The organism is Pelagibacterium halotolerans (genome assembly GCF_044811015.1).
Lineage (GTDB): Bacteria > Pseudomonadota > Alphaproteobacteria > Rhizobiales > Devosiaceae > Pelagibacterium > Pelagibacterium halotolerans_A.
The window spans coordinates 2,599,924-2,619,508 of record NZ_CP085243.1 but is presented as its reverse complement, the minus strand read 5'-3'; the positions used below and the strand labels follow the sequence as shown (position 1 = coordinate 2,619,508).

Below are 19,585 nucleotides of genomic sequence, written 5' to 3'. Positions count from 1 at the left end.
GGACAGACTTCGAGCAATACGTCATCCGGGCATGCCGAACCGGTCAACGCCGTCAGAACTCCAGGCGGTCGATCCAGGCCATCTCGTTGGCGGACAGAATAGGCGAGCCGTACCGCGCGCTGACATGCCTGCCGCGACGCAAGCTCTTCTTCGTGTCGCCGTTCTCCGGCTCATGCCCCATCAACCTGTCCGCAAATTCAAGTGCACACCGGCCTCATCGCAGCACGCTGCTGATCGCCGCCGGCGCCCCCGCCGAGGTCCATGCGAGAAGGCGCGCGGACGATGGCCACAATGCTGGAACTGCATCCCGACACGACGCTCCCGGTGGCGCTCAGGGCCTCGGTGACTTTGAGCCAGTCATGGTGATGCCCTCCAGCGTGGCGGATCGATACGCAACACCCCCGCCGGAGACGGCCATTGCGGACCCGCACCGTCGATGCGAACTGGAAAGGTCAGCCGCCGCGCAGGCCCCCAGCCAGTCGCCTCGATTTCCGGTGCGAGGTCCGCTTCGGTTTCCTCCGGCGCCGCTCCCCGAAAGTCGCGCGCACCGGCCGCGGTCAGCATCGCCGCCGTACGGGCGAGCGACAGCCGGGCCGAAAAACTGCCACCCGTCATTCGCCGCCGCCGCACGGCGCGCAAAACGGCGGCAGCCATCAAATAGCCGGTTCCATGATCAAGCGCCTGCACCGGAAGCGGGACAGGGCGATCGGAACCCGAGCGCGCCATACCTTCCTCGGCAATGCCACAGCTCATCTGCACCAGACTGTCAAACCCTCGCCGCCCGGACCAGGGGCCGGTCCAGCCATAGGCATCGAGGCTCACTTCGATCAGATTGGGCGCGATCCGCAACCGTTGCTCCCGGCCGTAGCCCAGCCCCTCCAGTGCGCCGGGGCGGTAGCCATGAACGAGAACATCGGCGTGGGACAGCAGGTCCTCGAAGGTCCTGCGATCCTCTGCTTTGCATAGATCGAGTCCGGCACGGCGCTTGCCGAGGGTGACTTCCGGTTCGACACCGGGCTCGCTCCACAAGGGCGGATCGACCCGCAGAACATCGGCGCCGAAACCGGCCAGAAAGCGCGTCGCGACCGGCCCAGCCAGCACCCGGGTCAGGTCGAGAACCCGCAATCCGCGCAGGGCAATTGACGCGCGCCCCTGTCCGGTCGCCTCCCACGCGATCAGCGGTTCCGCCGCCACGGCCCGCCCTTGCGGATGGGCGGCCCATGCGGACAGGCTGTGCATCGCCGCCGCCGCACCGCCGGCTGCCACGATCGCGTCTTCGAGCGCCGCCTTTCGCCAACCGATAACGGCTTCTGCGACCGCAACCCTCTCCGGCCGGCAGTCCAGCACCGACATCGCGGCTTCGCGGTGACGCGGCGCATTGGTATGCAACCGGATCCAACCATCTGCCGCCCGATAATCGCCGGCAATCGGGTCCCAAGCCGACGGTAGCTCCCATCCCGATGGCCGCAGGGTCATGCCGAACCACATCAAAGCCAAGCGACGATCGATCGTGACATTGAGCGCACCCTCAAGGGCAGCCAGTTCGCCCGCTGCGGCGCGAAACGCGGCGACAGCCAGGTCCGAAACCAAGAAACACGATGGCAGCTCGCCCGCCGATGTTTCCGTCACCGTGACATCAGCGGGCAGATCGCCGCCGAGGGCGTCATCGATCTGATGGGCGAAATCGTATGCCATTGTGACCTCCATACCTCGATGCACGCATGAAATCCCCCGATTGACCGGCTGTAAATCTTGATCAATATAATCAATATGAATTCATCGGACTGGATCGACACTGGCACTGCCTGCGCCCTGCTCGGGGTCAAGCCACAGACGCTTTATGCCTATGTCAGCCGCAAGCTCGTGCGCGCCCAGGCGGATGCCGCGGATGCACGGCGCAGCCTCTATGCAAGGGCGGACGTCGAGACACTGCTGCAACAGAACCATCGTCCAAGAGCGCGCGCCGAGGTCGCAGAGCAGGCGATCCGCTGGGGAGATCCTGTGCTGGTCACCGCGATATCGGAGGTGCGGGAGGGCATGCTCTGGCTACGCGGTAGGCCGGTCGATGATTGTGCGAACACGCTGACGCTCGAGGACATGGCCGCGCTTTTATGGAACACTGAAACGGTCGCATGTCCCGCGATTGATATTGCAAGTACGCTGCCGGACCCGATCGGCAGGGCCCTGGAGTTTCTGGCGCAAACGGTCACTGGAGCGTCCCCGATGCAGCAGCTCACGCCCGAAGAAATCGCGCGGGAGGGCGGCAGATTGATGTCCGGTGTGACGAACGCTTTGCTTGGCCGGAATGCAACCGGTCCGATACATCTGCGTCTCGGCCGGGCCTGGGCGCAGGAACCGCAAGGCTGCGACGATCTGCGCCGGGCATTGGTCCTCCTGAGCGATCATGAGCTGAACCCGTCGACCTTCGCCGTGCGCATCTCCGCGTCGACAGGCACCAGCCTTCCGGCGGCGTTGCTGAGCGGCCTGGCGACCCTCAGCGGTCCGCGCCATGGTGGGGTGGCATCGGTGGCACGGGCGGCGCTTCAGGCGGCATTGGACGGAAACCAGCAGGCCTTCCTGACAGAGCATGCGGACCGCTCACCCTATGGCTTCGGCTTTGGGCATCCTCTCTATCCGGCTGGCGACCCTAGGGCGCGCCACATTCTGGACCGCCTCGCGCCGGATACACCGCCTGCGGTCGCGCTGCGGACATTGTCCCGCCGGTTTGGCCTCTCACCGAACATCGATGCCGCATTGGCCACGATGAGTATGGTCTACGGCCTTCCTGATGAAGCCGCATTCACGATCTTTGCGGTTGGAAGACTGGCGGGCTGGATCGCTCACGCGATCGAACAGGTGGAAAGCGGAGAGATCATCCGGCCCCGGGCTCGCTATCGGGAACGAAGCTGAAGCCGTCAGAACTCCAGGCGGTCGATCCAGGCCATCTCGTTGGCGGACAGAATAGGCGAGCCGTACCGCGCGCTGACATGCCTGCCGCGACGCAAACTCTTCTTCGTGTCGCTGTCCGGCTCATGCCCCATCAACCTGTTCCGCAAATTCAAGGGCACACCGGCCTCATCGCAGCACGCCGCGAAGAAGTGACGCGCGGAGTGTGCAACCAGGCGTGGGTCGGTCGAAATCTCGTCGATATCGCGGCCCACGCGCTTGGAAAGGTTCTGGCCATAGGCGCCGTGGTGGTTGGGCGTTTCGTTCGGGAATAGCCGTGCCAGTGGACCGTCGCGCTCGCGCCGCCGCTCCACAAGATCCGTGAACCCGCCAGTCAGAACGATTCGAGGGAGGGGAACCACCCGGTGGGCCGCATCGCTCTTGAGATACAGCTGAGCGCGGCGCTTGGCATTATCCGGATCTCCGTCAGGCGTGTGGAGAAGGTCGATGCACAATCGGCCATGATGCTCGCGGATGTCCGCCGCTGTCAGCTGCGCGAACTCGCCGATGCGCAAGCCCGTGAACGGAGCGACCCGCGGCCACCAGTAGTCGGCCGAAGTGCGGCGCTCCCGGTCGCTTCGCGCTATAAGCTGACGCACCTGGTCTTTCGAGAAGGGCAACCGCTTCTCCGCGTCGAGCAAATCTTCGCCATCGTCGGAAATCTGCCTTGAATGCACGCCCGACGCGGGATTGAATTTGAGAATGCCAAGCTGGACCAGGTAACCGAAGAGGCCATGAACGGCCGACATATATTTCCGGTCCACCGTCACCGGTCCAATCGTCGGCAGGAGAACAGCGCGCTTGGCGTTGAGCGCAATCGCCTTCCGGAGATCGTCGGTCTTGAGGAATTTGATCGCGTCCTTCGGCATTTCGTCGACGAGGTCGCGGTAGTCGAGCAGATGTTCCCTTGTATAGGCGTGCGCCTCGAGATCGCCCATGGCGGTGATGAAAATGCGAATCTTGGTCGCGATATCCTCAAGTGTTTTCGACTGCGTCTTTTCGTGCTTGTGCCGGAGATAGGCAGAAACGAACGCACTCAGCGGCCTCCGTGCCTTCGGATCGATCTGCGCGGCCCGCACGGCCTGCGTGATGATGTCTTCAAGACTGCCCGAACTGCCGGACACCACTATGGGCTGCGGGGCAGCCGGCGCCGCTTGGAGAACAACCGTCGCGGCCGATGCAGGCACCGTCACTTCCTCGGCCACCACATCCACTCCGGCGTTGTCGTTGCCCGCCGTGCCGAGGCTGTCGATGAGCATGCGGTATTTCGCGCGCTCGGCCCAAGCCTGTTGATCACGATCGAAATCGTCCATGACACGATCGAGGATGGCATCAAAGGCAGCCCGGACGCCCGGCGAAAGCCGCGCGTCCCGCAATACCGCAAATGCCTCTTCGATCACCAAGATCAATGTCCACGCTCTCTGCCGGGCCACCCGCTTGTTGCACGTGCGCAACGATCGGCGGATGTCCGAATTGCCGAGGCGATCGATCAGGTCCACGGGCACCGATTTCCGGAACCAGAAGACCGGACCTCGCCGGTGGACCAAAGATGAAATGGATCTATGCAAGGCACAAACACTCCCGTCTCTGTGACGGGCTGCTGTGACAGAATCCGATTTTGATTCGGATTATTCCCTAGCAATTTCAATGGCTTATGAGATGGCGGAGAGGGAGGGATTCGAACCCTCGGAACGCTCGCGCGCTCAACGGTTTTCGAGACCGCCCCGTTCGACCACTCCGGCACCTCTCCGTCTTGGGCGTCAAGGCACGCGGCTGCGCGCCCCGAACGGTCGCTTGGGTGGGCGCCTTATGACATAGCCCGATTGCCCCCGCAACACCTTGTTTGAATGCGAGACCAACGCTTGGTAAAGTTTTTCAAATGACCCCAACGCCACCTGCACTGCCGCTTTTCGTCTACGGCACCCTGCGCGATCCGCATGTGCTGGCCGCCGTCGTCAACCGCCGCCTCCACGAGACCGAAACGGCCCCCGCGCGTGCCCCGGATTTCCGGACGGTCTATTATCCCGGCCACACCTTCCCCGCGATCATCCCTGTTCCTGGCACCGCGGCCCCCGGTCTGGTCCTCTATGGTCTCGGCGAAACCGAAATGGCGCTTCTGGACGCCTATGAGGGCGACGACTATATTCGCGCGCCGGTCACAATTGCTGTTCGCGGCGAGGCCATAACGGCCTGGGCCTACCTCCCAACCGCTCAGATTTCCGCCGACGCCCCCGACTGGACTCTCGAACAATGGAACGAAATCCACCGCCCAGGCATAATGGGGGAAACCGTTGAGGAGGACGCCGATGTATGACCGAGATACGATCGAGACCGATGCCGGACCGCTGACCATCATCCCCATTCACCATGCGACGCTGGTTTTTGAATGGAACGGCAAAACGGTCATCTGCGATCCCGTCGGATCCGTGGACCGCTACAAACATTTCTCCGAACCGGATCTCATCGTCCTCACCCATCACCACCAGGACCATTTCGACCTCCACACCCTCGATGCGCTGGTGGGCGAAACCGCCCGGCTCATCGCGCCGCAGGTCGTCTACGATCAGCTCCCCGCCGACATCGCGGGCAAGACCCGGCTGATGGCCAATGGCGACACTGCCGAGATCGCAGACATCGGCATCCGGGCCATCCCCATGTACAACACCACACCCGACCGGTTGAAATACCACGAAAAAGGCGTCGGCAACGGCTATCTCTTCGATTTCGCCGGAGCGAAAGTCTACCTCGCCTCCGACACCGAGCCCACCGAGGACATGCGGGGTCTGGGCGAAGTCGACGTCGCCTTCTTCCCCATGAATCTGCCCTATACGATGACCCCGGACCAGGTCGTCGAATGCATCGAACGGGTCAAACCCAAATTCGCCTATCCCTTCCACTACCGTTTCCCGTTCGACAAACCCGGCTTCGCCCCCGAAACGCTCCAGGCGATGCTGCCGGCGGACAGCGAGACCACGATCCAGGTGCATGACTGGTACAAGGACGTCTGAGCGTAACGCGAGCGCGACGCCGAAACGCTTGACTCACGGCCCGATTGCCACCATAACCACGCCATCTCGCGCATGGACCCGTTCCGTGCGCGTGTCTGTTATTGGAAAATCGCAGTCAGAGGCCGCCCGCCGGATGCATCGTCCGGCATGTGAAAGAAGCCCGCGGGATTTGAAATCGGGGCACCCCGCGGCGCCATAAGGCGCGAGAAAAGCAAAAGGCCCGGGACAATCCCGGGAAAGGAAAGAATATGTTCGCAGTCATCAAGACCGGTGGCAAGCAGTACAAGGTCGCGGCCAACGACCTCGTCCGCGTCGAAAAGCTCGCCGGTGAAGCCGGTGACACCGTCACCTTCGAAAACGTCCTGATGGTCGGCGCAGACGCCGACGTCACCGTCGGCTCGCCGCTGGTTGACGGCGCGCTTGTGGCCGGTGAGGTCGTCGAGCAGTTCCGCGACAAGAAGGTCATCGTTTTCAAAAAGAAGCGCCGCCAGGGCTACCGCCGCAAGAACGGCCACCGCCAGGAACTGACGCTCGTTCGCATCACTGAAATCCTGACCGGCGGCGCCAAGCCCTCGGGCAAGAAGGCTGCGCCGAAGAAGGCCGCGCCCAAAAAGGCTGAAGAAGCCCCGGCCAAGGCCGAGGAAAAGGCCGCACCCAAGGCTGCTGAAGCTCCGGCCGCCGAGTTCAAGGACGACATCAAGCTCATCGGCGGCGTCGGCCCCGCGCTCGAAAAGAAGCTCGCTGCCCTGGGCGTCACGAGCCTTACCCAGATCGCCGAATGGTCCAAGGACGAGATCGAACGCATCGACGGCGAACTCAACTTCAAGGGCCGCATCGAGCGCGACGACTGGATCGGTCAGGCCAAGGATCTGATTGCCGGCAAGCCCCCGCGCGCCAAGGCCGATCAGTAATCGCTCGGCAGAGACAAGAATTCGAGAGGACTTGAGAAATGGCACATAAAAAAGCAGGCGGTTCGTCCCGCAACGGTCGCGATACAGCCGGCCGCCGTCTCGGCGTCAAGAAGTTCGGTGGCGAAGCCGTCGTCGCCGGCAACATCATCGTGCGCCAGCGCGGCACCAAGTGGCACCCGGGCACCAATGTTGGCCTGGGCAAGGACCACACGATTTTCGCGCTCGTCGATGGCAAGGTGACCTTCCAGACCAAGTCTGGCGGCAAGAGCTTCGTCTCCGTCGAGCCGGCGAAAGCCGCCGAATAACGGCAGATCATCTAGCGGATGCTGCCGGAGACCTTCTCCCCGGCGCTTCGCTCCGATACAGTTGCAGGGGAGCCGGTCACCGGCTCCCCTTTTTCATGCCAACACGGTTGCGCACTATGGACGAGAGACCGAAAACCCAGCCGATCATAACCAGGCGCCTTGTTTTGCGCACGCCGGTCCTTGCCGATGCGCCCGACATCGCGCGGCTGGCCAACAATGAGAAACTGCACGCCGTCCTTGCCCGGGTTCCCTATCCCTATAGCGAGACGGATGCGGTCGATTTCATCACGAACGTCGTTTCCGACCCGAACGAGCGCATCTACGCCATAACGCTCGCCGAGGCCGGAACGCTGATCGGAGTCATCGGCTTTTCGTTCGTTGACGGACAACCGCCCGAATTGGGCTATTGGCTTGGCGAGCCCTTCTGGGGCCACGGCTACGCCACCGAGGCCGTACGCGGCGCGATCGCGGCAATCGTGGACGTCGAACCTGTCGTCTTTGCCCGCGTGATCGCAACCAATCGCGGGTCGCGCACCGTGCTCGAAAAAGCCGGGTTCACCCTTGTGCGCCAGGCCATCGGCAATTGCGGCCCGCACAAAGGCGTCGAGATGACAGACTACCGCTACGAGGCAAAAAGGGCCGGTTAACACTTATGGATAGGGGGGTTGATTTGCATAAGTCGTTCAATGCCAAGGGTTTCCCCGCAGCCAAGGGGCTCCCCTTGGCAAGGGGAAACGCGCCGGCAGTGGACGATTTATGCAAAACCCTTCGGGCGGGTCATAGTCCGGCCCCTTGTCGCGAAAAATCCCGCTTGCAGGCGCCGGCCTACGGCGCGAAATTTTCCACGAAAGGTTCTTGGATTATGACCCGTCAAACTCCTATCCATAAGTGTTAACTGACCCTGACCGATGCGCGCGCAGCCCGAAATCGTCACAAACCGCCTCGTGTTGCACCGGCCGCGCCTGCGCGACGCGCCGCGCATCGCCGCGCTTTTGAACAATTACGAGGTGACCAAGAACCTCGCCCGCGTGCCCTACCCCTACACCATGAACATGGCGGTGGACTGGCTGTTGCGCCAGCGCAAGGAGTGGAGCCCGGAGTCCGTGACCTTCGGGATCTACACCGAGCGCGCCGGCCTGATCGGCTTCTGCGGCACGCACCGGGAGGGCCATGATGCCGAGATCGGCTACTGGTTGGGCGAACCCTATTGGGGCAAAGGCTATATGACCGAGGCGGTCGAAGCCGTCATCTCCTGGTATTTCGACAATTCGGGGGCCAACCGGCTGATTTCCGGCGTCTTTCATTTCAACAAGGCGTCTCTCGCGATCCAGGAGAAGTTCGGCTTCGTTACAACCGGCATCGGCAAACGAATCTGCCTTGCCCAGGGCACCGAGATCGACCATATCGAAACGCTCATCACCCGCGAGGCGTTTCACGCCGCGCTTGCAGCGCGTGAGCGCGCGCGGATATCCGTTGCCCGCAGCGGCGAATAAGGTAGTGGTACTGCACAATGATTTTGACCAGTTGGCATAGCATATCCCCCACCGCCGTCAGGGCAATCGCTTGATGGGACGTTCTATCTACCCGGATGAAGGTGTTCTCTGGCTCTGGCCCCACCGCCGTCATCCGCACTTGACACAAGGATGACGGCGGTGGGGTCGTGCCAACCCGCCATAACCGCTGTGCAATGACACGAGTGAGTCACACATGAAATTCCTCGACCAGGCCAAGGTCTATGTGCGTTCCGGCAATGGCGGCGGCGGCGCGATCTCGTTCCGGCGCGAGAAATATGTCGAGTTCGGTGGCCCCAATGGCGGCGATGGCGGGCGCGGCGGCGATGTGATCGTCGAATGCGTCGACGGGCTCAATACGCTCATCGACTACCGCTATCAGCAGCACTTCAAGGCCGGCACCGGCACGCACGGCATGGGCTCTAACCGCACCGGCCCGGACGGCAAGGACGTCGTGCTCAAGGTTCCCGTCGGAACGCAAATCCTTGAAGAGGATAACGAAACGCTCATCGCCGACTTCACCGAAGTCGGTCAGCGCGCAGTGCTTTTGCGCGGTGGCAATGGCGGTTTCGGCAACGCGCATTTCAAATCCTCGACCAACCAGGCCCCCCGCCGCGCCAATCCCGGCCAGGAAGGCACCGAGAAATGGATCTGGCTGCGGTTGAAGCTGATCGCGGACGCAGGCCTTGTCGGCTTGCCCAACGCCGGCAAATCGACCTTCCTTTCCGCGGTCACCGCGGCAAAGCCCAAGATTGCGGACTACCCCTTCACAACCCTCCATCCGGGTCTCGGCGTGGTGCGGATCGGCGCGCGCGAATTCGTCCTCGCCGATATCCCCGGCCTCATTGAAGGCGCCTCCGAAGGCGCGGGACTGGGCGACAGATTTTTAGGCCACGTCGAACGCTGCGGCGCGCTCATTCACCTTGTCGACGCCACCGCAGAGGATATCGTTTCCGCCTACCGCACTGTCCGGCACGAGCTCGAGGCCTACGGCCACGACCTCGAAACCAAGGAAGAAATCCTCGCGCTCAACAAGATCGACGCCGTGCCGCCCGAAGAACTCGCCGAAAAGAAAGCCGCGCTCGAAAAGGCCTCGGGCGGCGAGGTACTGACCATCTCCGGCGCCACCGGCGAGAACGTCGAGAAGGTGCTCTATGGCGTCCTCGAAATCCTCGATCACAACGCGGACAATGCCACCCGCGACGCAAACGCCGAGCCCGCGGAAAAATGGGAACCCTGATGGACGCCGCCGCTGCCGACACGCAGAACGCCCTCGCCGGCTATAAGCGCCTCACGATCAAGATCGGCTCTGCACTGCTTGTCGATGGCACCACCGGCAAGCTGCGCAAGGACTGGCTCGCCGCGCTTGCCGAGGACATCGCCACGCTCAAGGCCGAAGGCCGCGAGATCGTCATCGTATCCTCCGGCGCGATCGCGCTGGGCCGCCGTCTTCTGGGACTGGCGGGCAAAACGCTTTCGCTCGAACAGAGCCAGGCTGCCGCGAGCGCAGGGCAGATCGCGCTTTCGCAGGCCTGGTCCGGGCACCTCGCGCATCACGGCATCGTCACCGGACAGATTCTCCTCACCCCCAACATCACCGAGGAGCGGCGCTACTTCCTCAATGCCCGCACCACGGTCAACACGCTTTTGGGCCTTGGCGCGGTCCCGATCATCAACGAGAACGATTCCGTCGCCACCGCCGAAATCCGCTATGGCGACAATGACCGGCTCTCCGCCCGCGTCGCCACCATGATCGAGGCCGACGCGCTCGTGTTGCTCTCGGATGTCGACGGGCTCTATACGGCTCCACCCGTGCGCGATCCGAACGCCGCCCATATCCCACAGGTTGCCGAGATCACCGCCGAGATCGAGGCCATGGCTGGCGGCGCGGCAAGCCACCTCTCACGCGGCGGCATGACCACCAAGCTCGAAGCCGGCAAGATCGCCACAAAGGCCGGCACCGCCATGCTCATCGCGCTGGGCACCCGCGATCACCCCCTTAGGGCGCTGATGACCGGCGGACGCCACACGCTTTTTCTGCCAGCGCCCACAACCACAGCAGCACGCAAGCGCTGGATCATGGGTACGCTCGATATCGCGGGGCACATCACCATCGACGACGGTGCCGTGCGCGCACTCAAGTCCGGCCGTTCGCTCCTGCCTATCGGCGTCGTCAAAGTGCGCGGCGATTTCGGCCGGGGCGATACCGTTTCCATCCTCGACCTCGAAGGCCGCGAGGTCGCCCGCGGCCTCGCCGGGCTCGACCGCGAGATGGCCGACCGGGTCAAGGGTCAGAAATCGGACCTCATCAGAGACCTTCTCGGCCCCGACACGCGAACCGAGCTTGTGCACAGGGACAATCTTGTGCTTTTGACTGCGTAGTGGATCGGTATGCTCCGAGTAGCCCAGCGCACGGTTGCCCTTCTCCCCTTGAGGGAGACGGTGGGCTTTCGCGAAGCGAAAGGTCGGATGAGGGGTGCCTGCGGCATTGCGAACAGCACATAGGCCGAGTTCATCTGAGAGGCGTACCCCTCTCATCCGACCGCTTCGCGGCCACCTTCCCCTCAAGGGGAGAAGGGAAACCGGGCCGGTGGCAGATCCGTGCGGCAAAACTAATGGTGGAAACATGAGTGCCACAGCAGAAGATCGTCCTGTCGCCGAAATCATGGCCGAGATCGGCCGCAAGGCGCGCGCCGCTGCGTCGGTGCTTGCCCATACCGCGACGAACAAGAAAAACACCGCGCTCAGCGCCGCCGCCAAAGCCATAGACGCCGACCGCGAAACAATCCTCGCGGCCAACGCGCGCGACCTTAAAGCGGCCAAGGCCAACGGGATGAGCGCTGCCTTCCAGGACAGATTGAAGCTCACCGATGCCCGGCTCGACGGCATTATCGAAGCCCTCGAAACCGTCGCCGGTCTCCCCGATCCGGTCGGCACGGTCATCGCCCAATGGGAGCGCCCCAACGGCCTCTCGATCTCCCGCGTCCGCACGCCCTTGGGTGTCATCGGCGTCATCTTCGAATCCCGCCCCAACGTCACCGCCGACGCTGGCGCGCTATGCCTTAAAGCCGGCAACGCCGTGATCCTGCGCGGCGGCTCGGACAGCTACCATTCCTCCCGCGCCATCCACGCCTGCCTCGTTGAGGGCCTCAAATCCGCCGGCCTGCCCGAGGATGCCATCCAGATCGTCCCCACCACCGACCGCGCCGCCGTGGGCGAAATGCTCAAGGGGCTCGATGGCAATATCGACGTCATCGTCCCGCGCGGCGGCAAAGGCCTCGTCGGCCGCGTCCAGGCCGAAGCCCGCGTCCCCGTCTTCGCGCACCTCGAAGGCATCGTGCACATCTACGTCGACAAGAGCGCCGATCTTGGCAAGGCCGTGAGCATCATCGCCAACGCCAAAATGCGCCGCACCGGCATTTGCGGCGCCGCCGAAACGCTCCTGATTCATCGTGATGTCATCGACACCCACGTGGACCCCATCCTCGACGCGCTCGCCGAGAAGGGCTGCGAGATCCGCGCCGACGAGACCATCCGCGCCAAACGCCCGGATTCCAAGGCCGCGACCGAGGAAGACTGGCGCACCGAATACGAAGACGCGATCATTTCGGTGAAAGTCGTCGATTCCCTCGATGCTGCCATTGTGCACATCGAAACCTACTCCTCGCACCACACCGAAGCGATCATCGCCGAGGACCCCGCGGCAGTGGAAAAATTCTTCAATGAGGTCGATTCCGCGATCCTGATGCACAACGCCTCGACCCAGTTCGCCGATGGCGGCGAGTTCGGCTTTGGCGGGGAAATCGGCATCGCCACGGGCAAGATGCACGCCCGCGGCCCCGTCGGCGTCGAGCAACTAACGAGCTTCAAATACCTCGTGCGCGGCAACGGGCAGACCCGTCCTTGAGCACGGTGTCTTCGCGTATCCCCGGCATCACCGAACTGCCGCCCTCGGCTCCCGGCATGACCATCGGGCTGTTCGGCGGCAGCTTCAACCCGGCCCATGACGGACACCGGCTGGTGTCGCGCGAGAGCATGAAACGCCTCGGACTCGACGCGCTCTGGTGGCTGGTGACACCAGGCAACCCCCTGAAAGATAATTCAGAACTCGCACCGCTCAAAGAGCGCGTCCTGGCCGCCCGCGAGCTCGTAGATCACCCCCGCGTTTCGATCACCGGCTTTGAGGCAGAGCACGGCTTCCGCTACACCTACGACACGCTCAAATTCCTAACCGCCACCATGCCGGACCGGAAATTCGTCTGGATCATGGGCGCCGATTCGCTTTCGAGTTTCCACCGCTGGGACCGTTGGGAAGAGATCTTCGAGCTCCTCCCCATCGCCGTCTATGTCCGCCCCGGCTCGACCCGCCGCGCGCCCTTCTCCCGCGCGTCGATCCGCTACGCTTCCGCCCGGATCGACGAGACCGACGCGAGGCTCCTGCCCCACCTCAAGGCCCCGGCATGGGTTTTTTTGAACGGGCTCATGAGCTCGCTGTCTTCGACGGAAATCAGACAAAACGGCAACCGTCGCAAATCCGACATCAACTAATGCTGCACTCGATTTGCGCTGCAACCCTTGGCAAATCGTGGGTCGAGGCGCATATTGATGAAAGCGGTTCGACAATCGGGCTGCGAGAGCAAAGAGCAAAGGAAGAGAAAACCGTCTTCATGACCCATGGTTCTTCGCACCGGGCGGAGGGTTCGCTTTAATGGCGCCAACGCCCAGCACCACAGCGGCCCACGCCGCGAATGCTCAAAAGGCCGTTAAGATCCCGCTGAGTGATCTTGTTCTCAACACTCTTGAGGACGCCAAGGCCGAAGATACGATTGCCATCGACATCACCGGAAAATCGTCCCTGTCCGACCATATGGTCGTGACCTCGGGCCGGTCCGCGCGTCATGTCGCCGCCATCGCCGACCAGTTGGTGAAGGCGCTAAAGGACGCCGGCTACGAGAAACCCCGCATCGAAGGCCTGCCGGCCGCCGATTGGGTGCTCGTGGATGCGTCGGATGTAATCGTGCACATTTTCCGCCCCGAAGTCCGCGAGTTCTACAACATCGAAAAGATGTGGGCGGCGGAATTCGGCGCAGACGCGCACTGATCCCGACGTAAAGCCGGGATGCGTATCGCTCTTGTTGCCGTCGGGCGCATGAAGGATGGGCCCGAACGGGGGCTCGTGTCGCGCTATCTCGACCGTGCAGCGGCAACCGGAAAGCCGCTCGGGCTCACCGGCTTCGCCGTGACCGAGCTTACCGAATCCCGGGCCTCGAGCGCCAATGCCCGCAAGGCGGAAGAGGCCCGTGCCCTCCTTGCCGGCATCCCCGAAAAGTCGGTCCTTATCGCGCTCGACGAACGCGGCAAGTCACTTTCGAGCGAGGATTTCGCTGGAAAAATTGTCTCCTGGCGCGATATGGGCCGCGCTGACCTTATGCTTGTCATCGGCGGCGCCGACGGTCTCGACGCGGAGATTCGGCAAAGGGCCGACCTCACGCTTTCGTTTTCCCCCATGACCTGGCCGCACCAGATCGTCCGCATCATGGCCGCCGAACAGCTTTATCGCGCGACCACCATTCTCGCCGGCCACCCCTATCACCGGGGCGATTGAGAGCTTTATGCAAACCATCGCACCCACCCTTCAAAGTGCACAAAATCGCCGTGTGCTCTGGTATTGTGTGCGCTGATTCGGAGGTTTCGCGATTATACGTACACGGCGGCATAGGAGTGACCCTGTTGGCCTTGGCCCGAAATGGGCGGCAGGGAGATGCCTGCTCGCGGGCAGTGTCCTGTTTGCCGCGACCGCGCTCCCCCTGACCATTTCCGCGCAGGACGAAACCGCTGAACCGCCGGTTGCTGCGGATGATATCTTGCCGAGCCCGGAAGACATCGCCAATCGTGATCTCGACGAGGCCGCCCAAAGCGCCAATATGAGCCTCCGGGACGTCCAGGCCGAGATCGACCTCAACGCCGAGCGCATTGCAGAAATCCGTGCTGAAATCGAAGCGCTCGACGGCGATGCCGCCCAGCTGAGCGCCGAACTGGTCGCCGCTGGCCGACGCGTCGATCTTGCCGCCGAGGACGTACGCCTTATCGAAGAGCGTCTTGAGGCGCTCTTTGCCGAGGAACGCTCCATCCGCGGCCGGCTCGATGGACATGACCGCTCGATCTCGGGCCTGCTGGCCTCCCTCCAGCGCATTTCGGCCAACCCGCCCCCAGCCATGATCGTCAATCCATCCGATGCCTTGGGGTCGGCCCGCGCGGCCATGCTCCTGAGCGCCGTTCTGCCCCAGCTCCAGCAAAGCGCCGCCGAGGTGACCGAAGACCTCGAAGCCCTCCAGGCGCTAAAGAGTGATGTCGAAGCCGAAGCTGACGAGCTTTCTGCCAACCTCCAGACCCTGCGCGAGGAGCGGCTGCGTATTTCCACCATCATCCGGGCCCGGACCCAGGGCATGGAATGGCTCTCCGAAGACCTTCTGGTCGAGCAGGCCGAAGCCCAGGCGCTCGCTGATCGCGCGACCTCTCTCGAACAATTGATCGCCGGCCTCGAGACCCGCATCGCCGCTGTCACTGCCGCCGACGCCGCCACCCGCGCCGCCAGTGCGGGCCAGACCGTACCCGCCCTCGATGAAGAAACCCTCCGCGTCGCCTTCTCGGACGACGCTCGTACCGAACCGGCCGTTCCCCTTGTTTCCGCTCGCGGATTCCTCGCCCAGCCGGTCGCCGGCGAGAGCTTTCTGCCCTATGGTGCCGCCGATGGCTATGGGGGCACGTCCCACGGCATCGCCATTGCCGCCGAGCCCGATGCCGAGGTCGTTACCCCCGCCGATGGCTGGGTGGTCTACAAAGGGCCCTTCCTCAATTATGGCCAAATCATCATACTCAATGCCGGACAGAACTATATGATCGTTATGGCCGGTTTGGACCGCATAGACGTCGACGAGGGGCAATTCGTCAGGATGGGACAACCCCTCGGAATCTTGGGCGAAAACCCGATCGAACATCTCCTTGCGGCCAACCCTGACCTGACCGGCCCCACGCTCTATGTTGAACTCAGAGAGGGCGGCATTCCCATCGATCCGGAAGGCTGGTGGCGTGCCGAACCCTTGATAGCAGAAAGTGGAACTAGCTGATGGCATCTCTTCCCCGCCGCGTGATCGCCCTGAGCCTGGCCTTCGTTTGGGCGTTCTCGCCCATAGCGGCATCGGCCCAGGACGCCCAGACCGAGGGCACGGCCCGCTCCCAGGCCGACGAGCAGGAACTCTACCGCCAACTCGAACTGTTCGGGCTCGTTTTCGACCGCATCCGCGCCGAATACGTTGAAGCCCCCGACGACATCGAGCTTATTCGCGCGGCCATTGACGGCATGCTGACTTCGCTCGATCCGCATTCTGCCTATCTGAGCCCAGAAAGCTTCGCCGACGTGCAGGAAGATACCTCGGGTACCTTCGGCGGCCTCGGTATCGAAGTCACCATGGAGGATGGCCTGGTCAAGGTGGTCACCCCCTATGATGACAGCCCCGCCTCGCGCGCGGGCATCCTTGCCAACGACCTGATCGTCGAAATCGATGGCAAGCAGGTTATGGGCATGACGCTCGACGAAGCGGTCGAGTTGATGCGCGGGGAAGTGGGCACCGATATCAATATCCTCGTCTCCCGCGAAGGCGCCGACGACCTTATAGAGATGACGCTTACCCGCGACATCATCGAAGTCGCTGCCGTGCGCTGGAGCAACGAGCGGGATGTTCCCATCATCCGCTTGTCGCGCTTCTCCGGCCAGGCCTATTCAGGCCTTGAGGATGCCGTACGCGAAATCTTCGCTGAAAATGACGGCAACCCGCCCAAGGGCATTATTCTCGATCTGCGCAATAATCCCGGCGGGCTTGTCGACCAGGCGCATTTCGTCTCCGATGCCTTCCTCTCGCAAGGCAGCATCGTTTTGACCCGCGGCCGGATCGATTCCCAGAGCGCCCGCTACGACGCACGGCCCGACGACCTCGACGCGATGCTCGAGGACGTTCCGGTCATCGTCCTGATCAACGGCGGTTCCGCCTCGGCGGCCGAAATCGTCGCCGGCGCGCTACAGGACCACGGTCGTGCCACACTCGTTGGCACGCGCTCGTTCGGCAAAGGGTCGGTGCAATCGATTATCCCCTTAGGCGTAGATGGCGCCATGCGCCTGACCACCGCACGCTATTACACGCCGAACAATCGCTCGATCCAGGCCCTCGGCATTCGCCCCGACATCGAGATCTTCCAGGACGTGCCCGAGGAATTCCAGGGCCACGACGAGATTATCGGTGAGGCGGGTCTGGCCGGACATATCGACGGCGAAGCCGAAGAGGAAGCCACTGTGGGCTCCTCGGTCTATGTGCCCGTCGACCGCGCCGAGGACAACCAGCTTCAATACGCCATCGACCTCATCCTGGGTGAAGAAACCAACGAGAAGTTCCCGCCCAACCCGGAGGTGACCTTCGCCCAGACGCAGGCTGGTGATTAGGACACGATCGAGAATAACTGCGTCGGCCGGGATTTTCGGTTCTGGCCAGGAGCGATCAGCCGGGAATATCGAGATATTTCCGGCTGATCGCGACGCCGCCAGGGACGAAAAGACCAAGCGAGGCGATGCAGTTATTCTCGTGAGCGTCCTTAATGCTATAGATGGCGTCGGCGGCGCGTTGATTCGGACGCGCCGCCGCACCCGCGAACCGGCCGTAGCGATTTTGGGGCAATGACCGACGAGCTGAGCGCTCCCCTTGGCAACAAAAGGCGCAAGCGCGCAAGCGCTCAACCCGGTCATGGCGGCTGGCGCAGATGGCCGTGGGCGCGTATCGGCCTTGCCTGCCTGGGATTGGCCGCACTCTTTGTGACCGGTTGGGTGATCGTGGTCAACGATCCCGCGGGTGGCCGGCCCATCGCCGAAGCCCCGGTTTCCAACCAGGGCCAGCCCAACCCCGTCGCGATTGAAGTCGGAGCCCAAGGGCCAAGCGATGCGCCCGCCGATGCTGCCCCGGCCACCGGTCTGCCCGGAACCAGCCCCGATGGCCCCTCGATCATCACGCTTGGGGAAGACGGCACCATAACAACGAGCGCGGACCGCGCCGCCACCGAATTTGGCGCGCTACCCGCGCTTGTGGAAACCACCCAGCTCGGCCTTCTGCCGCGCACAGGGGCCGATGGCCTCACGCCTTTCGAGGCGTATGCCCGTCCATCGTTGAGCCCCAACGCCGCCGGCGGACGGGCATTGATCGCTGTGGTTATGACCGGGCTCGGGCTCAACGAAACCTCGACCCGGGATGCCATAGAAATGCTCCCCGGTACGGTGACCCTCGCCTTCGCGCCCTACGGACAGGGCCTCGTGGACCTGACTGCCCAGGCCCGTGCCGCGGGCCACGAATTGATGCTCGAAATCCCGCTCGAGCCCTTCGACTACCCCCAGAACGACCCCGGCCCACATACGCTTCTGGTCGAGCATCCTCCGCGCGAAAACCTCGAAAAACTCTATTGGTTGCTCTCGCGTATAGGCGGTTATACCGGGCTCATCAACCATATGGGCGCGCGCTTCACAGCATCGGCAGCCGACTTTGGCCCCATAATGGAAGAGCTCGGCCTCAGGGGGTTGGGTTATCTCGACAACGGCACCTCGGCCCGTTCGGTCGCCCCACAACTCGCCGCGCAGAACGGCGTCCCCTTCGCCCGTGTCGATATGGTGCTCGACGAAAACCCCTCGCGCACCGCCATTCTCGAAAAGCTCGAGGCGCTCGAAGCTCAGGCGGCCGAGCGCGGTTGGGCGATCGCGACGATTTCAGCGCTTCCCGTCTCCATCCGCACGCTCAGCCAATGGGCGCAAAGCCTTGACGAAGACTCCATGCTGATCGTACCCGTCAGTGCTCTTGCGACCAAACCGGATTAGCCGAAATGACAGCCTCGAAGCCCGACCGCAACGCCATGCCCTACCGCGACTGCGTGGGCATCGCGCTGTTCAATAAGGAAGGCAAGGTGTTCATCGCGAAGCGCATCCCTGAGGAGGGTGTCGATCAGTCCGAAGTCGCGGCACCGTGGCAAATGCCTCAGGGGGGCATCGACGAGGGCGAGGAGCCGCTTCCCGCAGCCTATCGCGAGCTTTATGAGGAAACCTCGATCCGCACCATCCGGCTTATCAAGGAAGCTGAGGACTGGATCTATTACGACCTTCCCGACGACGTCCTCGGCATCGCGCTCAAGGGCAAATATCGCGGCCAGCGCCAGAAATGGTTCGCCTTCCTGTTTGAGGGTGACGAAACCGAGATCGATCTCGACACCCCTGGTGATGGCGATTGCGACCCCGAATTCGACGCATGGCGCTGGGAAACCCTCGGCGCATTGCCCGACCTGATCGTCCCCTTTAAACGCGACGCCTATTTAAAGGTCGTCGAAGCCTTCGCATCACTCCCCATGCAATTGGCCGATGGTTGAACTCCGCCCGCTCCTTGCCGCCGACAAGGCGCAATGGCTTACCCTGCGTCACGCGCTCTGGCCGGAATGTGCGACCGAAAAGCTCGTGCGCGAACTCGATGACTACGATCCGGGTGACCCCAAAGCCACCGCCATCGGCGCATTTGACGGCGACACCCTCGTCGCCTTTGCCGAAGCCACCATCCGCCCCCGGGGCGACGGCTGCGACACCGCTCCGGTCGGCTGGCTCGAAGGCATCTACGTCACCCCTGAGTATCGCGGCGCGGGCATCGCCCACCGCCTTGTCAAAGCCATCGAGAATTGGGCCCGCGACAAGGGTCTTGCTGAACTTGGCTCGGACGCCCTCATCGAAAACGCAGTGTCTATCGCGCGACACGGACAATGGGGCTTTGAGGAAACCCAACGCATGGTGATGTTTCGCAAGCGCCTGAAATAAGGCAGGCGCCGCTTCGCAT

The 19,585-nt window shown here is 63.0% G+C and carries 20 protein-coding genes and 1 tRNA gene; 18 read left to right on the top strand and 3 right to left on the bottom strand.

Annotated features, from left to right (window positions below; all coding sequences use genetic code 11):
* Window positions 1–357: 357 nt before the first annotated feature.
* A complete protein-coding gene (locus tag LG281_RS12845) occupies window positions 358–1,695 on the bottom strand; it encodes a CoA transferase (RefSeq protein ID WP_404401290.1) in 1,338 nt (445 codons plus the stop codon).
* 75 nt (window positions 1,696–1,770) lie between these two features.
* Here LG281_RS12845 and LG281_RS12840 point away from each other — a divergent pair, with 75 nt between their 5' ends.
* Complete coding sequence (locus LG281_RS12840; protein WP_404401288.1) at window positions 1,771–2,910, top strand: citrate synthase; 1,140 nt, start codon at window positions 1,771–1,773, stop codon at window positions 2,908–2,910.
* Window positions 2,911–2,915: 5 nt separating this feature from the next.
* Here the strand turns inward: LG281_RS12840 and LG281_RS12835 are convergent, their stop codons facing one another.
* Both LG281_RS12835 and LG281_RS12830 read right to left on the bottom strand, forming a co-directional pair.
* Window positions 2,916–4,493 carry a DUF6538 domain-containing protein gene (locus LG281_RS12835; protein WP_404406736.1) on the bottom strand — a complete coding sequence of 526 codons (1,578 nt, stop codon included), beginning with the start codon at window positions 4,491–4,493 and terminating at the stop codon, window positions 2,916–2,918.
* 113 nt (window positions 4,494–4,606) lie between these two features.
* Window positions 4,607–4,696 (bottom strand) — tRNA-Ser (locus LG281_RS12830).
* A gap of 129 nt (window positions 4,697–4,825) precedes the next feature.
* On the opposite strand from LG281_RS12830, the gene LG281_RS12825 reads away from it, so the two are divergent.
* From LG281_RS12825 to LG281_RS12745, 17 genes are all read left to right on the top strand, one after another.
* Window positions 4,826–5,260, top strand: a complete 435-nt coding sequence (locus LG281_RS12825; protein ID WP_404401286.1) for a gamma-glutamylcyclotransferase family protein — start codon at window positions 4,826–4,828, stop codon at window positions 5,258–5,260.
* Window positions 5,253–5,954: an MBL fold metallo-hydrolase gene (locus LG281_RS12820; protein WP_404401284.1), complete on the top strand. Its 702-nt coding sequence runs from the start codon at window positions 5,253–5,255 to the stop codon at window positions 5,952–5,954. The genes LG281_RS12825 and LG281_RS12820 overlap by 8 nt, the downstream gene beginning before the upstream one ends.
* 248 nt (window positions 5,955–6,202) lie before the next feature.
* Window positions 6,203–6,865, top strand: coding sequence for a 50S ribosomal protein L21 (locus LG281_RS12815; protein WP_404401283.1), 663 nt, complete (start codon window positions 6,203–6,205; stop codon window positions 6,863–6,865).
* Between the two features lie 38 nt (window positions 6,866–6,903).
* Entirely contained in the window at window positions 6,904–7,170 is a 267-nt protein-coding gene (rpmA, locus tag LG281_RS12810; protein ID WP_231806137.1) for a 50S ribosomal protein L27, read from the top strand.
* 164 nt (window positions 7,171–7,334) lie between these two features.
* On the top strand, window positions 7,335–7,817 hold the full coding sequence (locus LG281_RS12805; RefSeq protein ID WP_404401280.1) for a GNAT family N-acetyltransferase: 483 nt from the start codon (window positions 7,335–7,337) through the stop codon (window positions 7,815–7,817).
* A 261-nt stretch (window positions 7,818–8,078) separates the two neighbouring features.
* The gene (locus tag LG281_RS12800) at window positions 8,079–8,663 is read left to right on the top strand and encodes a GNAT family N-acetyltransferase (RefSeq protein WP_404401278.1); all 585 of its coding nucleotides are present in this window, start codon (window positions 8,079–8,081) and stop codon (window positions 8,661–8,663) included.
* Between the two features lie 214 nt (window positions 8,664–8,877).
* Window positions 8,878–9,921, top strand: coding sequence for a GTPase ObgE (gene obgE, locus LG281_RS12795; RefSeq protein ID WP_404401276.1), 1,044 nt, complete (start codon window positions 8,878–8,880; stop codon window positions 9,919–9,921).
* Window positions 9,921–11,063 carry a glutamate 5-kinase gene (gene proB, locus LG281_RS12790; protein WP_404401274.1) on the top strand — a complete coding sequence of 381 codons (1,143 nt, stop codon included), beginning with the start codon at window positions 9,921–9,923 and terminating at the stop codon, window positions 11,061–11,063. Before obgE ends, proB begins: the two co-directional genes overlap by 1 nt.
* Before the next feature lie 244 nt (window positions 11,064–11,307).
* Entirely contained in the window at window positions 11,308–12,588 is a 1,281-nt protein-coding gene (locus LG281_RS12785; RefSeq protein ID WP_404401272.1) for a glutamate-5-semialdehyde dehydrogenase, read from the top strand.
* On the top strand, window positions 12,585–13,229 hold the full coding sequence (locus tag LG281_RS12780) for a nicotinate-nucleotide adenylyltransferase (protein WP_404401270.1): 645 nt from the start codon (window positions 12,585–12,587) through the stop codon (window positions 13,227–13,229). The genes LG281_RS12785 and LG281_RS12780 overlap by 4 nt, the downstream gene beginning before the upstream one ends.
* Window positions 13,230–13,389: 160 nt before the next feature.
* On the top strand, window positions 13,390–13,782 hold the full coding sequence (rsfS, locus tag LG281_RS12775) for a ribosome silencing factor (RefSeq protein WP_404401268.1): 393 nt from the start codon (window positions 13,390–13,392) through the stop codon (window positions 13,780–13,782).
* 18 nt (window positions 13,783–13,800) lie between these two features.
* A complete protein-coding gene (rlmH, locus tag LG281_RS12770) occupies window positions 13,801–14,286 on the top strand; it encodes a 23S rRNA (pseudouridine(1915)-N(3))-methyltransferase RlmH (RefSeq protein ID WP_404401266.1) in 486 nt (161 codons plus the stop codon).
* A gap of 259 nt (window positions 14,287–14,545) precedes the next feature.
* Window positions 14,546–15,808: a murein hydrolase activator EnvC family protein gene (locus LG281_RS12765; protein WP_404401264.1), complete on the top strand. Its 1,263-nt coding sequence runs from the start codon at window positions 14,546–14,548 to the stop codon at window positions 15,806–15,808.
* On the top strand, window positions 15,808–17,175 hold the full coding sequence (locus tag LG281_RS12760) for a S41 family peptidase (protein ID WP_404401262.1): 1,368 nt from the start codon (window positions 15,808–15,810) through the stop codon (window positions 17,173–17,175). The genes LG281_RS12765 and LG281_RS12760 overlap by 1 nt, the downstream gene beginning before the upstream one ends.
* 231 nt (window positions 17,176–17,406) lie before the next feature.
* The gene (locus tag LG281_RS12755) at window positions 17,407–18,588 is read left to right on the top strand and encodes a divergent polysaccharide deacetylase family protein (protein WP_404401260.1); all 1,182 of its coding nucleotides are present in this window, start codon (window positions 17,407–17,409) and stop codon (window positions 18,586–18,588) included.
* A 5-nt stretch (window positions 18,589–18,593) separates the two neighbouring features.
* Window positions 18,594–19,130, top strand: coding sequence for an RNA pyrophosphohydrolase (locus tag LG281_RS12750; RefSeq protein WP_404401258.1), 537 nt, complete (start codon window positions 18,594–18,596; stop codon window positions 19,128–19,130).
* Window positions 19,123–19,566 (top strand): GNAT family N-acetyltransferase, encoded by a 444-nt coding sequence (locus LG281_RS12745; RefSeq protein ID WP_404401256.1) that lies wholly within the window; start codon window positions 19,123–19,125, stop codon window positions 19,564–19,566. Before LG281_RS12750 ends, LG281_RS12745 begins: the two co-directional genes overlap by 8 nt.
* Window positions 19,567–19,585 lie beyond the last annotated feature (19 nt).

Excerpts from the sequence above, each read along its gene's own strand:
- LG281_RS12825 (WP_404401286.1), top strand. The coding sequence starts at position 4,826 with ATGACCCCAACGCCACCTGCACTGCCGCTTTTCGTCTACGGCACCCTG.
- LG281_RS12820 (WP_404401284.1), top strand. The coding sequence starts at position 5,253 with ATGTATGACCGAGATACGATCGAGACCGATGCCGGACCGCTGACCATC.
- LG281_RS12750 (WP_404401258.1), top strand. The coding sequence starts at position 18,594 with ATGACAGCCTCGAAGCCCGACCGCAACGCCATGCCCTACCGCGACTGC.
- rsfS (WP_404401268.1), top strand. The coding sequence starts at position 13,390 with ATGGCGCCAACGCCCAGCACCACAGCGGCCCACGCCGCGAATGCTCAA.
- LG281_RS12755 (WP_404401260.1), top strand. The coding sequence starts at position 17,407 with ATGACCGACGAGCTGAGCGCTCCCCTTGGCAACAAAAGGCGCAAGCGC.
- rpmA (WP_231806137.1), top strand. The coding sequence starts at position 6,904 with ATGGCACATAAAAAAGCAGGCGGTTCGTCCCGCAACGGTCGCGATACA.
- LG281_RS12845 (WP_404401290.1), bottom strand. The coding sequence starts at position 1,695 with ATGGCATACGATTTCGCCCATCAGATCGATGACGCCCTCGGCGGCGAT.
- obgE (WP_404401276.1), top strand. The coding sequence starts at position 8,878 with ATGAAATTCCTCGACCAGGCCAAGGTCTATGTGCGTTCCGGCAATGGC.
- LG281_RS12800 (WP_404401278.1), top strand. The coding sequence starts at position 8,079 with ATGCGCGCGCAGCCCGAAATCGTCACAAACCGCCTCGTGTTGCACCGG.
- proB (WP_404401274.1), top strand. The coding sequence starts at position 9,921 with ATGGACGCCGCCGCTGCCGACACGCAGAACGCCCTCGCCGGCTATAAG.
- LG281_RS12745 (WP_404401256.1), top strand. The coding sequence starts at position 19,123 with ATGGTTGAACTCCGCCCGCTCCTTGCCGCCGACAAGGCGCAATGGCTT.
- LG281_RS12760 (WP_404401262.1), top strand. The coding sequence starts at position 15,808 with ATGGCATCTCTTCCCCGCCGCGTGATCGCCCTGAGCCTGGCCTTCGTT.
- LG281_RS12785 (WP_404401272.1), top strand. The coding sequence starts at position 11,308 with ATGAGTGCCACAGCAGAAGATCGTCCTGTCGCCGAAATCATGGCCGAG.
- LG281_RS12840 (WP_404401288.1), top strand. The coding sequence starts at position 1,771 with ATGAATTCATCGGACTGGATCGACACTGGCACTGCCTGCGCCCTGCTC.
- LG281_RS12815 (WP_404401283.1), top strand. The coding sequence starts at position 6,203 with ATGTTCGCAGTCATCAAGACCGGTGGCAAGCAGTACAAGGTCGCGGCC.
- rlmH (WP_404401266.1), top strand. The coding sequence starts at position 13,801 with ATGCGTATCGCTCTTGTTGCCGTCGGGCGCATGAAGGATGGGCCCGAA.